This is a genomic window from Rhodococcus sp. WWJCD1 (genome assembly GCF_002258735.1).
In the GTDB taxonomy this organism is placed as follows: domain Bacteria; phylum Actinomycetota; class Actinomycetes; order Mycobacteriales; family Mycobacteriaceae; genus Rhodococcoides.
In genome coordinates, this window is the sequence record NZ_NOXY01000027.1 from 50,838 (window position 1) to 65,641 (window position 14,804).

The window sequence follows — 14,804 nt, forward strand, 5'->3', positions numbered from 1 at the left end:
TCACTGTCTCCCTCTAATCACTTCCGGCGGTGACGAATCCCTGCTTCACCATCCAGTCGCGCGCGACATCCGCCGGCTCGCGTCCGTCGATGTCCACCTGCCGGTTGAGCTCGGTGATCTCGTCGTTGGTCAAGGCCGCGGAGATCGGAGCGGTGACCTCGGCGATCTCCGGGTATTGCTCGGCAACGGGCGTGCGAATGACGACCGTGGCGTTGTAGCGGGGAAAGAAGCTCTTGTCATCTTCGATCACGACCAGGTTCAGACCTTTGATACGGCCGTCGGTGGTGAACACCTCACCGAATGTGCATTGCGAACCGCCGGCCGTTGCTTGATAGATGATGCCGCCCTGCAACACCTGCCGCGGAACGACGTTGGGGTCGAAGCCGTAGGCAGCGGCCATACCCGGAAACCCGTCCTGTCGTGAATTGAACTCGGTCTCCACGCAGGTCTGTGCCGCTGCCGGATCGGTCGTGGCGAGCGCGGCGTAGTCCGAGAGCGTCTTGATGCCGGTCGCGTCTGCCGTCGCCTGATTCATCGCGAGTGCGTACGTGTTGTCCATCGGTGCAGGGTTGACCCAGGTGAGTCCGTTGGCTGCGTCCTGGTCGCGCAAGGCTTCGAACTGCCCGGTGGCGTCCGGGATGGCGGTTTCGTTTCCCAGGAAGTTGATCCAGGCCGTACCCGTGTATTCGTAGGTGACGTCCACCTGGCCGGAGACCATGGCTTGGCGGGTGCTGTTGGACCCCGAAATGTTGGTGAGGTCTCGGACGTCCGCTCCGGCCGCCACCAGCCCGAATTCGAGTATGTAACCCAGGATCACCTGCTCGGTGAATTCCTTCGAGCCGACGATCAATTGTGCGCCTTCGAGACCCGGTACAGGTTGGATGCTGCCGGGTCCCACGGACAGCGGCACCGCACTGCCCGACTGCAGACCGCAACTCGTCACTGCCGTCATCATGACGGCGCACAGGGCAATCAACCCTCGTGTCGTCTGCCGCATCAGCTTCGGTCCTCACGGCTCGGTGGAAGAGACGGCTAATCCGCGCCTGCGGTGACGAAACCCTCTTTGACCATCCAGTCACGTGCGACGTCGGCCGGTTCGCGGCCGTCGACGTCGACCTGTTTGTTCAGTTCGGTGATCTCGTCGTTGGTCAGCTTTGCCGAAATCGGCGCCGTCACCTCGGCAATTTCCGGATACTGCTCGGCGACCGACGAGCGGATCACGACGGTAGCGTTGTACCGGGGGAAGAAGCTCTTGTCGTCCTCGAGTACGGCGAGATTCAGACCCTTGATTCGGCCGTCGGTTGTGAACACCTCACCGAACTTGCATTGCGAACCCTCGGCCGTCGCCTGATAGATGATCCCGGTCTGCAGAATCTGACGGGGAACGGCATTGGGGTCGAAACCGTACGTTGCCGCCAGGCCGGGAAATCCGTCCTGCCGAGAATTGAACTCGGTCTCCACGCACAACGCCGACGCGGCCGGGTCGCGGGCCACGAGAGCTGCGTAGTCCGACAGTGTCTTCACTCCGGTCTGGTCCGCAGTCGCCTGGTTCATCGCCAGGGCGTACGTATTGTCCATCGGTGCGGGATTGACCCACGTCAGCCCATTGGCGACATCGGCGTCGCGGACCGCATCGAACTGCTCGGTGGCGTCCGTGATGGGACTTTCGTTGCCCTGGTAGTTGATCCAGCCGGTCCCGGTGTATTCGTAGGTGAGATCGACCTGCCCGGAGACCATGGCTTGACGCGTGCTGTTGGACCCCGAAATGTTCGTCAGGTCGCGAACGTCTGCGCCTGCAGCCGACAACGCGAATTCGAGGATGTAGCCCAATACGATCTGCTCGGTGAAGTCTTTGGAGCCGACGGTCAGTTCCGCGCCCTCGAGACCTGGCATCGCTTCGATGCTGCCGGGCTCCACCGACAGCGGCACGGCGCTGCCCGATTGCAAACCGCAACCTGCCAATGCGATCGTGCTGATCGCGCACAGAGCTATGAGTTGTTGTGTCGAGCGCCGCATCAGCGGAGTCCTTTCGGGCCGAGATAGGCCTCGGCGAGTGCCCCGAGCCAGTCCACGAACAAGGCGAGGGCTACGGCGAGAACGCCTCCGACGACGAGGATGAGTGGCTGGTAGAGCTTGTATCCGGTATCGATCAGAACTCCGAGACCGCCCGCTCCCACGAGGAAGCTCAAGGTGGCGGTACCGACGGCGAGCACCAGCGACGTTCGTAGACCGGCCAACATGTACGGCACGGCGAGTGGAAACTCGATACGCCAGAGGATGCCGCTACTCGACATGCCTTGTCCACGTGCAGCATCGATGTAGCTCGGGTCGACCTGCTGGAAGCCGAGCATCGTGTTTCGGAGAACGGGAAGCAGCGAGTAGAACGCGATGGGCAGTACGCCGATCCAGAAACCGGTCTTGCCGGTCGCGAGGAACAGCAACACCAACAGGCCTACCGCCGGAGCAGCCTGGCCGATGTTGGCGATACCGATGAAGATCGGTGCCAACTTTCGGTAGCCGTTGCGGGTCAACAGGATTCCTAGAGGAACCGCTATGGCAAGCACGAGCGCCGTGACGACGATCGTGATCAAGACGTGCTCTTTCAACGCCTGGAACAGCGTGGCCGCGTTCAACGTCTCCGCTTGTGTAGCAGTCAGATCGCGGGTGAACGTATAGGCAAGAAGCGCGACAACCACTATCGCGATGAGGGCCGGTTGCACCAGTAGCCGAACACGTTCCGCTCGCTTGGCAGCCTGCTTCGCCGCCTGCACGCCGCTGTCGTCCCCTGCTGCATCGACGACCGAGGAATCCGCAGCGGTCGTCACGACGGACTTCCTGCAGTCACGTCTTCCGCTGAGGTGTCCTTGTCGTGGTCGTGAGCATGCTGCGAACGGATGGTCTTGATGGTGTCGATCAGTTGCTCGATGGTGATCGTGCCGGCGTATTCGCCGCGCTGACCGGTAACTGTGGCGGTCGCGTTGCCCTCGGCGAGAAGCGCTTCGAGTGCGTCCTGCAGCGTCGACTGAGTCGAGACCATTTCGCCCATCGGAACACCGACATCGCGCAGGCTGCCTACCCCCGCGAGATGACGGCGATCGGTCCAACGAATGGGCCGCTTACGCGCATCGAGAATGATTCCCCATGCCTCCGGGTCGTTTCCGAGAGCCGCGTTCATCGACTCGACCGGCTGGTCTTCGCCCATGACAGGAACATCGGACAACTCGATGTCGCGCACTCTCATCAGTGTCAGTTGCTTGAGAGCTGCACCGGCACCGACGAATCCGGCGACCGTCTCGTCGGCTGGGTTGGCCAGCACCGCTTCGGGGGTATCGAACTGCAGGATTCGGGACTGATTGCCCAGCACGGCGATGCGATCACCGAGTTTGACGGCTTCGTCGAAGTCGTGCGTGACGAAGACAATCGTCTTGCCCAGTTCGGCCTGCAGACGCATCAATTCGTCCTGAAGCAAACCGCGAGTGATGGGGTCGACGGCACCGAAAGGCTCGTCCATCAACAGAACCGGCGGATCGGCGGCCAGGGCACGCGCAACACCGACACGTTGCTGCTGACCTCCGGACAGCTGGCGTGGGTAGCGTTCGCGGTACAACGCTGGATCGAGACCGACGAGATCGAGCATTTCGTCCGTGCGGTCCGAGATCCGCTTCTTCTTCCAGCCGATCAGCCCTGGAACCATGCCGACGTTCTCGGCAATGGTCATGTGCGGGAACAGCCCTGCTTGCTGGATGGAGTATCCGATGGTGCGGCGGAGCTCGTTCGGGTTGATCGACAATGCGTCCTTGCCGCCGATGGTGATGCGGCCCGACGTCGGTTCGATCAATCGGTTGATCATTCGCATGGTCGTCGTCTTGCCGCAGCCCGACGGTCCGACCAATACGACCACTTCGCCGGCCGGGATCGTCATCGACACGTTGTCGACGGCCGCGTCCTTCTGGCCCGAGTAACTCTTGGTCACGTTCTCCAGCACGATTTCTGCACCGGATACGGTCGTTTTCTCACTCACGGATACCCCTCGAGGTGGTCAGTTTGCCGATCACGACGTAGATCCCATCGAGGATCAACGCCAGCAGGACGATGAGGATGGTGCCGGTCAGTGCCTGTGGAACGGCGGTGGGGCTGCCGACCCGTGCGAGCCCGGAGAACAGAAGATTGCCCAGGCCAGGGCCTTTGGCGTAAGCAGCGATGGCCAGGATGCCCATGGCCAGCTGTGTACTGACTCGCATCCCGGTCAGAATGGAGGGCCACGCAAGTGGAATCTCGATGCGCCGCAACACGAGAATGCGGCTCATGCCGATTCCGCGGGCGGCATCGGTTACTGCCGGATTGACCGCATCCAGGCCGACCACCGTGTTTCGGATGATCGGGAGCAGTGAGTACAGGACCAGAGCGGTGACTGTCGGTCGAACACCCAGCCCCAGGATGGGGATCAGCAGACCCAACAGTGCAAACGACGGAATCGTGAGGACGGTGCTCGCCAGGGCCGTGGCGATAGCGGAGCCGGCCGGACTGCGATAGACGAGCACACCGATGGCGACGCCGATGACGGTAGCGATGACGACGCATTGGATGACGGCCGACACGTGCAGATAGGAGTCGATTGCCAACTGCCTTCGCCGTCCGACGATGAATTCCCACAGTGCATCCATGCAGTTGTCGTCCTCTGTTCGCCGGTAGCGGATAAATATCTTTACCCCGCGTACCACTTATCAAACGCCGACCGGTCTGAATTCTTTGCGGATTGCCGCAAAAGTTGCCGATCGGAAACCATGAAGAACGCACAAACGCCCGGCCGAAAAGATTCGGCCGGGCGTTTTCGGTGTGAAATTTATCGACTCACACGTCGTAGTACAGCGAGAACTCGTACGGGTGCGGCCGCAGGTTCACCGGAGCGATTTCCTGCTCACGCTTGAGCGAGATCCAGGTCTCGATCAGGTCGGTCGTGAACACGCCACCCTCGGTGAGGTAGTCGTGATCGGCCTCGAGGCGGTCGATGACCGCGTTGAGCGAGGTGGGTGCCTGAGGAATGTTCTTGGCTTCCTCGGGCGGCAACTCGTAGAGGTCCTTGTCGACCGGAGCCATCGGCTCGATCTTGTTCTTGATTCCGTCCAGGCCCGCCATCATCTGAGCAGCGAAGTTCAGGTACGGGTTGCCCGAGGAGTCCGGCGCGCGGAACTCGAGGCGCTTGGCCTTCGGGTTGTTGCCGGTGATCGGGATGCGCACTGCCGCGGAGCGGTTGCGCTGGCTGTAAACCAGGTTGATGGGGGCTTCGTAGCCCGGCACCAAGCGGTGGTACGAGTTGATCGTCGGGTTGGTGAAGGCCAACAGCGACGGCGCGTGGTGCAGGATGCCGCCGATGTAGTGGCGTGCGAGATCCGACAGTCCGGCGTATCCGGCCTCGTCGTGGAAGAGGGGCTTTCCGTCCTTCCACAGCGACTGGTGCACGTGCATGCCCGAGCCGTTGTCGCCGAAGAGCGGCTTCGGCATGAAGGTTGCCGATTTGCCGTTCTGCCACGCGGTGTTCTTGACGATGTACTTGAACAGCTGCAGATCGTCGGCCGCGCGGAGCAGCGTGTTGAACTTGTAGTTGATCTCCTGCTGCCCGCCGGTGCCGACCTCGTGGTGGGCACGCTCGAGCTCGAAGCCCGCGTTCTGCAGGTTGGTGGAGATCTGGTCGCGCAGGTCCACGTAGTGGTCGTACGGAGCGACGGGGAAGTAGCCACCCTTGAATCGAACCTTGTAGCCGAGGTTCGGGCTGCCGTCTGCCTCGGTCTCGGCTCCGGTGTTCCACCAACCCGAGGACGAGTCGACCTCGTAGAACGCGCCGTTGGCCTGCGAATCGAAGCGGACGGAATCGAAGATGTAGAACTCGGCCTCGGCACCGAAGTAAGCGGTGTCGGCGATGCCGGTGCTGGCCAAGTACTCCTCGGCCTTGCGAGCGACGTTGCGCGGATCGCGGCTGTATGCCTCACGCGTGAACGGATCGTGGACGAAGAAGTCGATGTTCAGCGTCTTGGCGTTGCGGAACGGGTCGACCTGAGCGGTGGCGTAGTCCGGAAGCAAGATCATGTCGGACTCGTGGATGGACTGGAAGCCGCGGACGGACGAGCCGTCGAACGCGAGACCGTCTTCCAGGGTATCCGCCGTGAACGCCTTCGCGGCGATCGAGAAGTGCTGCTGTGCACCCGGCAGATCCGTGAATCGGATGTCGACGTATTCGATTCCTTCATCTGCGATGAACTTGATGACCTCTTGGGCCGTGGAAAACGCCACGCTTTTGCTCCTTTGTTGAGTCCGTCGAACTGACGGTATGGACTTGGTGTTGCCCGCCCGTCAAGGTCGTGTTTCGCCCGTGTTACGCGTCCTGGTTCACGAGTGGCACGAACAACAGTACGTCCGCATGTTTTCCCGTGTGTCCGGTCGCGCCTATCCTGGAAATCATGGCACGAATGACAGGGTCCTGGTTGTCCGGACCGGCGGCCGCGAACCCACGACAACCACAGAACTTTCGCGGCGAAGAACTGGGCCTGCCTCAGCAGGGGGTCGGCGCACTGGCAGGTGCAGGCCGCAGAATTCTGGCCCTGATTCTGGACTGGACCATGGCGACCGGCGTCGCGTCGCTGATACTCGGCGGTTACACCACGAGTGGGTTGATCTCGACGATCGTGCTTGCGGTGTGGTTCGCAGTTGGACTGGTGACCGTCTCGCTGTTCTCGTTCACCCCGGGTCAGTTCGTGGTCGGTATCCAGGTCGGTCGCATCGACGCCCATGCCCGAGTCGGCTTCGTCCGGGCGCTGGTTCGTCAGCTGATTCTGCTGTTCGTCGTGCCGGCCGTCATCACCGACATGGACGGACGCGGAATGCACGACCGCGCAACGGGAACAGCCCTGCTGCGGACCCGCTGAGGGCGCGCACCAGGGCTGCTGCTGTGGAGTGTCGATCGGGATCTAGCGGCGCTTCATGGTCCGCTGGACGCCCTTCATCTTGGCCCCGCCGGGAACGGGTCCCTTCGGCATTGCCGGGCCGCCCTTCGTGCCGAGCGCGGAGAGCCGTGACTCGATGGTGTCCATGCGCTTGCCGTCGATGTTCTTGGGCAACTTCGACAGATACTTCTGCAGACCCGACAGAGGAATCTGGTTCTCTTCGTTTCCGACGATGACGTCGTAGATGGGGGTGTCACCCACCAGGCGGGCGGTCTTCTTCTTCTCTTGTGCCAGCAGTGCTTTCACGCGCTGCGGTGCACCCTCGGCAACGAGGATGACTCCGGGCTTTCCGATCACCCGGTGCACGGCGTCGAGGTGAGTGGTGCCGGCGATCGCGTTGGTCACCCGCCACGAACCCTGCAGGTTGTCTAGGGCCCAAGCTGCAGCACCGGCCTGGCCGTCGGCCTTTTTGTACACCGACTTCTGCACCCGGCGACCGAAGATGATGAAGGCGACCAACACGCCGAGCAGCAATCCGATGGGGAGCAAGAACCACTGGAAGCCGAAGGCGAGGCCGATGAGGAAGCCGACGAGCCCGAGCCCGACCACCGCCCCGATCATCAGCGGAAGGAGAGCCTTGTCGTCCTTGCGCTGCATCTGGAACGCCTGCCACAGCTGACTGCGGCGTTCCTTCGATGCCTTCTTGCGGGCCGCTTTCGCGGCTGCTTTTGCTTCCTTGCTGGGCTTCCCTGCTTTGCCAGCCTTACTGCCGTTCGCCATACCTCACAGGATACGTCCTGTGCCGACGCTCACGTGCACCCCTCCGGATTGGGAACGAGGATCAGCGAGCGGCCAGACGTGCCATCAACGAACTGGCCTCCTGTGAGGCTTCGCCGCCGTCGGTCAGATGGCTCATGCTCTCGGGAAGTTCGCGACCGTGGTGCGCCATGGCCTGCGCGTACAGGCGCCCGGCACGGTAGGACGAGCGGACCAACGGGCCAGCCAGCACACCGGCGAATCCGACCTCGGTGGCGTAGTCGGAGTGCTCGACGAACTCCTCCGGCTTCACCCACCGCTCGACGGGGTGGTGCCGCGGTGAAGGCCGCAGGTACTGGGTGATGGTCAGGATGTCGCAGCCCGCCTCGTGCAGGTCGCGAATCGCTTCCTGTACCTCCTCGGGCGTCTCGCCCATACCGAGGATGAGGTTGGACTTGGTGACCAAGCCGTCATCGCGCGCCGCAGTGATGACGTCCATCGACCGCTGGTATCGGAACGCAGGACGAATGCGCTTGAAGATGCGCGGCACGGTCTCGACGTTGTGGGCCAGCACCTCCGGTCGCGAGGAGAAGACCTCGGCCAGCTGATCGGGCTTGGCGTTGAAATCGGGGATGAGCAGCTCGACACCGGTGTTCGGGTTCAGCTTCTTGATGAAGCGCACCGTCTCGGCGTACAGCCATGCTCCGCCGTCCTCGAGATCGTCACGGGCGACGCCGGTGATCGTGGAGTAGCGCAGACCCATGGCCTGCACGGACTCCGCCACACGGCGCGGCTCGTCTCGATCGAGGTCGTCCGGCTTGCCGGTGTCGATCTGGCAGAAATCGCAACGGCGGGTGCATTGCTCACCGCCGATGAGGAAGGTCGCTTCGCGATCTTCCCAGCACTCGTAGATATTCGGGCAGCCGGCTTCCTCGCACACCGTGTGCAGACCCTCACGCTTCACAAGACCTTTGAGCTCGGTGTATTCCGGGCCCATCTTGGCTTTGGTCTTGATCCAGTTGGGTTTGCGTTCGATGGGGGTCTCCGCGTTTCGGATCTCGAGGCGGAGCAGCTTGCGTCCTTCTGGGGCCACAGTCACAGATTCGATGCTACGCGCCGAACCGAACGGTGGTGAACTGCGGGTTGATCGACGCGCCGACTGTCGCCGGATGCTCGATGTCGTGGTCCTGCACCGGCATCGAACCGTCGAGGGCAGCCAGTATTGCGGTGGTGACGGCCGCGAGGACGTCGTCGGTCGTCACGTCACGTCCCAGTTCGAGCGACAGTGACGTGACGCCCGCATCGGCGATACCGCACGGCACGATCGCATCGAACCCGGTCATGGCTGCATTGCAGTTGAGCGAGAAGCCGTGCAGTGTCACCCCGCGCTGGACTCGGACCCCGATCGCGGCGATCTTGCGCTCGGGAAGCCAGATGCCGTCGCGCATTTCGGCTGCAAGCCACACCCCTGAGCGGCCGTCGACGCGTCCGCACACGATGCCGTATCCGGATACGACGGAGATCAGCGCTTCTTCGATACGGCGCACGTACTTGACGACGTCGATGGGCTGCGCGAGCTTCACGATGGGATATCCGACCAATTGGCCAGGACCGTGCCAGGTGATCTTGCCGCCGCGGTCCACCTCGACGACGGGAGTGCCGTCCCGGGGCATGTCTTCCTCGGCGGTGCGTCGCCCCGCGGTGTAGACGGACGGATGCTCGAGCAGCAGCAGGGTGTCGGAGCCGACGCCGTCGGCCCGGGCACCCGCCAGGTCGCGCTGCAAAGCCCATGCCTCGGTGTACTCGACGGTGCCCAACTCGCGGACCACGACAGGCTCGGTGCTCGCGCGTGCCGATGCTCGGACCGACGAAGAGTTCGCGTCACTCATGATTCGGAACGGTACGCCGTGTCAGCTACCCACAGCTACTCGCAGTGCCTCTCCCACGGTGTTGTGCTCGAACGAGTACCCCGCGTCCTCCAGAGCCTTCGGAATGGCGCGCGGACCGGTGAGAATGGCTTCCTCGGCGAATTCGCCGATCACGGCCTTGAGGGCGAGGCCGGGGACGACCCACGGGGCTGGGCGGTGCACCGCACGGGACATCGCACTGTTGAACTGCGCGTTCGTCACCGGGGTCGGACCCACCATGTTGACCGGTCCACGCAAGGAATTGCTCTCGATGCCGTGGACGATGGCACCGATCTCGTCCTCCAGAGAAATCCACGGGAAGTACTGACGTCCACTGCCGAGCCGCCCGCCGAGGGCGAACAAATACAGCGGACGAAGCTTGCCCAGCATTCCGCCGCGCTGCGACAGCACGACGCCGCTGCGCAGCATGATCGTGCGTACACCCGCATCGGACGCCGCAGACGTGGCGTTCTCCCAATCGCGACACACCTCGGCCAGGAAACCCTCACCGACTTCAGCGGTCTCGTCGACCACTCGGTCGCCCGTGTCGCCGTAGAAGTTGACGCCGCTGGCGTTGATCAATGTCGGTACTCCCGCATCGGCGGCAGCGCCTGCGAGCACCTCGGTGGGAGCGATTCGACTGTCGCGCACCAACTGCTTGTAGGCACCGGACCATCTCTTGTCGCCGATTCCGACACCACACAGGTTGACGATCGCGTCGGCACCGTCGAGGGTGGCCGCGTCGATGCTCCCGCGCGACGGGTCCCACTGCGACTCGTCCGGGCCTGCCGGTGAACGCCGTACGAGGCGGGTGACGTCGTGGCTCCGACCCCGCAAAGCTGCGACCAGGGCTGTGCCGATCAATCCCGATGAACCTGCAATGACTACGCGCATATGAACGAAAGCCTCCTTGACGCAGTCCGGGGCATCATTCGCGAACGAATGATGCCCCGGATGCTCGGTTCGTGCCCCACTTGTCGAGACTCCGATGCGAATGTGTCGCGCTCCTACGAGAATACGTGAGGCGCGAAACTCGCCGGTTGTCTACAGGCCGAGATCGGCCTCGAACGACGCTACTTCGAGACGCTGCTTGATCGTCGTCAGGAAGCGCCCTGCGTCGGCTCCGTCCACCAACCGGTGGTCGTAGGTGAGCGGCAGGTAGCACATCGAGCGAACACCGATCGACTCGTTGCCCGAGTCGTCCTTGACGACCACGGGACGCTTTACGATCGCACCCGTACCCAGCATGGCCGCCTGCGGCGGAACCAGGATCGGGGTGTCGAACAGCGCACCCTGGCTGCCGATGTTGGTGATCGTGAACGTGCCACCGGACAGCTCGTCCGGCTTCAGCCCACCCGAACGTGCGCGGGTCGCGATGTCGTTGATCGCCCGAGCCAGCCCGGCCAGCGACAGGTCACCGGCGTTGTGGATGACGGGGGAGAGCAGACCCTGCTCGGTGTCCACGGCAATGCCGAGGTGGACGTCGGCGTGGTAGGTGATCTCCTTGGCGTCCTCGTTGATGCTCGCATTGACGTTGGGGTGCGCCTTGAGGGCCTCCACGACGGCCTTCGCGAAGAACGGCAGGTACGTCAGGTTGACGCCCTCGTTCTCGGCGAACTTCGCCTTCGCCTTCGTTCGCAGACCGGCGATCTTGGTGACATCCACCTCGAAGGTCTGCGTGAGCTGCGCAGAGGTCTGCAGCGACTCGCGCGTCTTCTTCGCGGTGATCTGACGGATCCGGTTGATCTTCTGCGTGGTGCCACGCAGATGTGCGAGCTCCGGGCGAACACCGGCAGTAGCCGGCGCAGCAGGCTTGGCGGCAGCTGCGGGCGCAGCCTCGGCGGCCGGAGCTGCCGGAGCCTTCTTGGCCTCGGCAGCCGCGAGCACGTCCTGCTTGCGGATACGTCCACCGACACCGGTGCCCTTGACCGTGGAGAGATCGACGTCGTTGTCCGACGCCAGCTTCCGGACGAGCGGTGTGACGTACGGGCTGGAATCACCCGACGGTGCCGACTCCTTGGCCGGAGCGGCCTTGGGAGCCTCCTGCTTCGGCTCGGGCTTGGGCTCGGCCTTCGGGGCTTCCTGCTTGGGAGCCTCCTTCTTCGGCTCTTCCTTCTTCGGCTCTTCGGCCTTCGGGGCCTCGGGCTCCGGGGTGGCCTCGGGCTCGGGAGCCTTCTCGGCGGGCGATCCGGATCCGATGACGGCGAGCTGGCCACCGACGGCAACCGTGTCGTCTTCCTCGGCGGAGATTTCGAGCAGTGTTCCGGCGACCGGAGACGGGATCTCGGTATCGACCTTGTCGGTGGAGACCTCGAGCAGCGGCTCGTCGACTGCAACCTCGTCGCCGACGGCCTTGAGCCATCGGGTCACGGTGCCCTCGGTGACGGACTCACCCAACTCGGGCATCGTCACAGGCGTACCGGATCCTGACGAGTCGGACGATGCACTCGCTGCGGGTGCCTCCTCCTCTGCCTGGGGCTCGGGCTCGGCTGCGGGAGTGGGCTCCTCGGCAGCTTCCTCGGGTGCCGATTCCTCGGCGGGGGCAGCGTCCTCGGCCGGTGCGTCGGACGAGGGGGCCTCGCCTGCGTCACCGATCTGGGCGAGCTCGCCACCGATCTCGACGGTGTCGTCTTCCTGAGCGACGATCTTGGTGAGAACACCGGCAGCAGGCGACGGGATCTCGGTATCGACCTTGTCCGTGGAGACTTCGAGCAATGGCTCGTCGACTTCGACGGTGTCGCCTTCTTGTTTGAGCCACCTCGTGACAGTTCCCTCGGTGACACTCTCACCGAGAGCTGGCATCTGGACGGAGAAGGCCATGTCTGTTGACTCCTCGACAGTTGTATGCGGGTGATGTAGTTCTTACGACTTGTGGTCGCAGACCATTGTGCTGGCGGAACAGGGTTCATGGACGAGAGTTGGGTGATTCGATTCGACGGAGGCACCGGTGCGATCGACACTCACCGAGCATGTTCGGCTCGATCCAGCGCCCACGTCGACACTCCCTCTCGGCAACTCACTTACTCACTTCACGAGCCTTGGTTCACTATCAAGAGAGCTGAACCCTCTACAGTCATCCTTCCATTGTTGTCGCCTCGCCGTTCCCCTAGGGCGCACAACACGCCTGGCAAACTGGCGGGTAACAACATTTCCGGCATCCGTGCCGGCGATCCATAGGCCGTACGAAAAGGATGTTCTCGTGGGATTGTTCGATCGACTCAAACGAAGCGGCGGGGCCGCCAAACGTGGCCCCGAAGGGTCGGTCGCCCAGTACCTGGCCGATTGGACCGCCGCGCGAATCGGTGTCGAGGCCTACGTCGAGCCCAAGACGACGGTGACCCCGCTGACCGTCGTACTGGTCGCGAACGACGGCGAATGGACCCGGCGGCCGCTGGATGAAAAATATGCACGAAAGATCGGACCCGACCTGAAGATCCCGGTGTACGACGTCCGCAAGACCGGGTATCCCCAGCGAATGCGCGACCACGACGCGCGCCAGAAGATCATCAAGAAGCGCGAACAGCAGCAGCGCGACGTGTGATCGAAGTCCGTGCGCGAGGACGTTGCTCCTCGCGCACGGACGGTCCGAATCAGCCGTTCTCGACTATGTCTTCGAGAACCGCGAACATGGTCCGCACGGGAACTCCGGTGCCGCCCTTGCCGGTGTAGCCGAAGGGGCCTCCGGTGTTGTAGGCCGGGCCCGCGACATCGATGTGTGCCCATTCGACGCCGTCGGCCACGAATTCCTTCAGGAACAGAGCTGCTGCCAGCATTCCTCCGGCCCGGCCGTTGGTGACGTTCGCCAGATCGGCCACCTTGGAGTCGAGTTCGCGTCGAATCTCCTTCGGAAGCGGCATGGCCCAGCCGTTCTCGCCGATGGCCTGGGAGATTTCGGCAACCCGGTCGCGGAAGTTGTCGGTACCCATCACGCCCGGCGTTCTGTTGCCGAGCGCTACGACCTGAGCCCCGGTGAGCGTTGCGGTGTCGATGAGGTAATCCGGATCGTCCTCGCAGGCACGCACTATCGCGTCGGCCAGCACCAGTCGACCTTCGGCGTCGGTGTTGATCACTTCGACGGTGATGCCGCCGTACTGCGTCAACACATCGCCGGGACGCTGCGCGGTGCCCGACGGCATGTTCTCGGCCATCGGCACCGTCGCGATGACATCGAGTGGCAGGCCGACCTTCGCGGCGAGGATCACCGTCGCGATGACCGCAGCCGCGCCGCCCATGTCCGAGGTCATGTTCTCCATTCCCGCAGCGGGTTTGATGGAGATGCCGCCGGTGTCGAACGTGATTCCCTTGCCCACCAGGGCAACCTTCTTGGTGCCACGCTTGCCGCCGGCGTGGGTCAGGCGAACCAATCGCGGCAACCGCGAGGATCCCTTACCGACTCCGTGAATGCCGCCGTAACCACCCTTTTCCAAGGCTTTGTCGTCGAGGATCTCGACTTTCAGTCCTGCTGCGGTGCCGAGCGATTTGGCTCGGTCCGCGAATTCCTCCGGATAGAGGTGGCTCGGTGGGGTGTTCACGAAATCACGCGCCACCGCCACGGATTCGGCAATGGCGACCGAGCGCGCCAGCTCGTTCTTGGCATCCTTCGAGCGAGAGTCGGCAACGAGCAATTCGACGCGGGCGAGGGGAAGACCGTCGGCCTTCGGTGCCGACAGTGCGGACTTGAATTCGGTGAACTGATACGCGCCGAGGAAGAATCCCTCTGCGGCCGCTCCGAGATCGAGTGCGGACAACGTCGTCGCGACCGTATCGACACCCTTGAGCGAGCGTGCCGCGGTACCGGCCGACTGACGAATGCGTTCGCTGTCGATGTCAGCAGCGTTGCCGAGGCCCACTGCCAGGACACTGGAGACGGGCAGTCCGGACGGAGCCGGTATCCGAACGAGCTCGTCGGCTTTGCCGGTGGCACCGACGGATTCGAAGGCGTCGAGGAGTTCGGAAGCAACGGCGTCATCCGAAATGTCATCGGTGATGGCGAGCTCGAGGCCGTCGTCACTGGTACTCAGCGCGACGACGAGAACGTCGACTTTCTTGCCGAGCTTGCCCGCGAGGACCAGGTCGGGTCCGAGAGTGCGGGATAGCGTCGAAGGTGAAGGCACGTGGCTGCTCCTGTAGGGGTTGACGTGTAGGTACCTCGATCCTAATGACGATCGATGGCGCAGCGGACCGAGGGACGAACTCGGTCCGC

The 14,804-nt window shown here is 63.3% G+C and carries 14 protein-coding genes; 2 read left to right on the plus strand and 12 right to left on the minus strand.

Annotated features, from left to right (window positions below; translation table 11 throughout):
- Window positions 1–13 precede the first annotated feature (13 nt).
- From CH286_RS19590 to glnA, 6 genes are all read right to left on the minus strand, one after another.
- The gene (locus CH286_RS19590) at window positions 14–997 is read right to left on the minus strand and encodes a glycine betaine ABC transporter substrate-binding protein (protein ID WP_037150909.1); all 984 of its coding nucleotides are present in this window, start codon (window positions 995–997) and stop codon (window positions 14–16) included.
- A gap of 35 nt (window positions 998–1,032) precedes the next feature.
- Window positions 1,033–2,016 (minus strand): glycine betaine ABC transporter substrate-binding protein, encoded by a 984-nt coding sequence (locus CH286_RS19595; protein ID WP_032403912.1) that lies wholly within the window; start codon window positions 2,014–2,016, stop codon window positions 1,033–1,035.
- Window positions 2,016–2,771 (minus strand): ABC transporter permease, encoded by a 756-nt coding sequence (locus tag CH286_RS19600; RefSeq protein ID WP_032379555.1) that lies wholly within the window; start codon window positions 2,769–2,771, stop codon window positions 2,016–2,018. Before CH286_RS19600 ends, CH286_RS19595 begins: the two co-directional genes overlap by 1 nt.
- Window positions 2,772–2,821: 50 nt before the next feature.
- Window positions 2,822–4,021 carry an ABC transporter ATP-binding protein gene (locus tag CH286_RS19605; protein WP_032379093.1) on the minus strand — a complete coding sequence of 400 codons (1,200 nt, stop codon included), beginning with the start codon at window positions 4,019–4,021 and terminating at the stop codon, window positions 2,822–2,824.
- On the minus strand, window positions 4,014–4,664 hold the full coding sequence (locus CH286_RS19610) for an ABC transporter permease (protein ID WP_032379092.1): 651 nt from the start codon (window positions 4,662–4,664) through the stop codon (window positions 4,014–4,016). The genes CH286_RS19605 and CH286_RS19610 overlap by 8 nt, the downstream gene beginning before the upstream one ends.
- Before the next feature lie 187 nt (window positions 4,665–4,851).
- Entirely contained in the window at window positions 4,852–6,288 is a 1,437-nt protein-coding gene (glnA, locus tag CH286_RS19615; RefSeq protein ID WP_032368128.1) for a type I glutamate--ammonia ligase, read from the minus strand.
- A 167-nt stretch (window positions 6,289–6,455) separates the two neighbouring features.
- On the opposite strand from glnA, the gene CH286_RS19620 reads away from it, so the two are divergent.
- Window positions 6,456–6,920: an RDD family protein gene (locus CH286_RS19620; RefSeq protein WP_032403913.1), complete on the plus strand. Its 465-nt coding sequence runs from the start codon at window positions 6,456–6,458 to the stop codon at window positions 6,918–6,920.
- Between the two features lie 42 nt (window positions 6,921–6,962).
- On the opposite strand, the gene CH286_RS19625 is transcribed toward CH286_RS19620, so the two are convergent.
- The 5 genes from CH286_RS19625 to sucB form a co-directional block, all read right to left on the minus strand.
- Window positions 6,963–7,718: a DUF4191 domain-containing protein gene (locus CH286_RS19625; protein ID WP_032403914.1), complete on the minus strand. Its 756-nt coding sequence runs from the start codon at window positions 7,716–7,718 to the stop codon at window positions 6,963–6,965.
- Between the two features lie 61 nt (window positions 7,719–7,779).
- Window positions 7,780–8,793, minus strand: a complete 1,014-nt coding sequence (lipA, locus tag CH286_RS19630; RefSeq protein WP_170944795.1) for a lipoyl synthase — start codon at window positions 8,791–8,793, stop codon at window positions 7,780–7,782.
- Between the two features lie 10 nt (window positions 8,794–8,803).
- Window positions 8,804–9,583 (minus strand): lipoyl(octanoyl) transferase LipB, encoded by a 780-nt coding sequence (lipB, locus tag CH286_RS19635; protein ID WP_094610153.1) that lies wholly within the window; start codon window positions 9,581–9,583, stop codon window positions 8,804–8,806.
- A gap of 21 nt (window positions 9,584–9,604) precedes the next feature.
- Window positions 9,605–10,495, minus strand: coding sequence for a TIGR01777 family oxidoreductase (locus CH286_RS19640; RefSeq protein WP_094610154.1), 891 nt, complete (start codon window positions 10,493–10,495; stop codon window positions 9,605–9,607).
- Between the two features lie 150 nt (window positions 10,496–10,645).
- On the minus strand, window positions 10,646–12,421 hold the full coding sequence (gene sucB, locus CH286_RS19645; RefSeq protein ID WP_037177409.1) for a 2-oxoglutarate dehydrogenase, E2 component, dihydrolipoamide succinyltransferase: 1,776 nt from the start codon (window positions 12,419–12,421) through the stop codon (window positions 10,646–10,648).
- Between the two features lie 379 nt (window positions 12,422–12,800).
- Here sucB and CH286_RS19650 point away from each other — a divergent pair, with 379 nt between their 5' ends.
- Window positions 12,801–13,142, plus strand: coding sequence for a hypothetical protein (locus tag CH286_RS19650; RefSeq protein WP_032379085.1), 342 nt, complete (start codon window positions 12,801–12,803; stop codon window positions 13,140–13,142).
- A 49-nt stretch (window positions 13,143–13,191) separates the two neighbouring features.
- Here the strand turns inward: CH286_RS19650 and CH286_RS19655 are convergent, their stop codons facing one another.
- Entirely contained in the window at window positions 13,192–14,715 is a 1,524-nt protein-coding gene (locus CH286_RS19655) for a leucyl aminopeptidase (protein ID WP_037150903.1), read from the minus strand.
- Window positions 14,716–14,804 lie beyond the last annotated feature (89 nt).

What these genes read in the sequence shown, in the direction of transcription:
- sucB (WP_037177409.1), bottom strand. Translation starts at nt 12,421, where the DNA reads ATGGCCTTCTCCGTCCAGATGCCAGCTCTCGGTGAGAGTGTCACCGAG.
- CH286_RS19620 (WP_032403913.1), top strand. Translation starts at nt 6,456, where the DNA reads ATGGCACGAATGACAGGGTCCTGGTTGTCCGGACCGGCGGCCGCGAAC.
- lipB (WP_094610153.1), bottom strand. Translation starts at nt 9,583, where the DNA reads ATGAGTGACGCGAACTCTTCGTCGGTCCGAGCATCGGCACGCGCGAGC.
- CH286_RS19590 (WP_037150909.1), bottom strand. Translation starts at nt 997, where the DNA reads ATGCGGCAGACGACACGAGGGTTGATTGCCCTGTGCGCCGTCATGATG.
- CH286_RS19610 (WP_032379092.1), bottom strand. Translation starts at nt 4,664, where the DNA reads ATGGATGCACTGTGGGAATTCATCGTCGGACGGCGAAGGCAGTTGGCA.
- CH286_RS19625 (WP_032403914.1), bottom strand. Translation starts at nt 7,718, where the DNA reads ATGGCGAACGGCAGTAAGGCTGGCAAAGCAGGGAAGCCCAGCAAGGAA.
- CH286_RS19640 (WP_094610154.1), bottom strand. Translation starts at nt 10,495, where the DNA reads ATGCGCGTAGTCATTGCAGGTTCATCGGGATTGATCGGCACAGCCCTG.
- CH286_RS19595 (WP_032403912.1), bottom strand. Translation starts at nt 2,016, where the DNA reads ATGCGGCGCTCGACACAACAACTCATAGCTCTGTGCGCGATCAGCACG.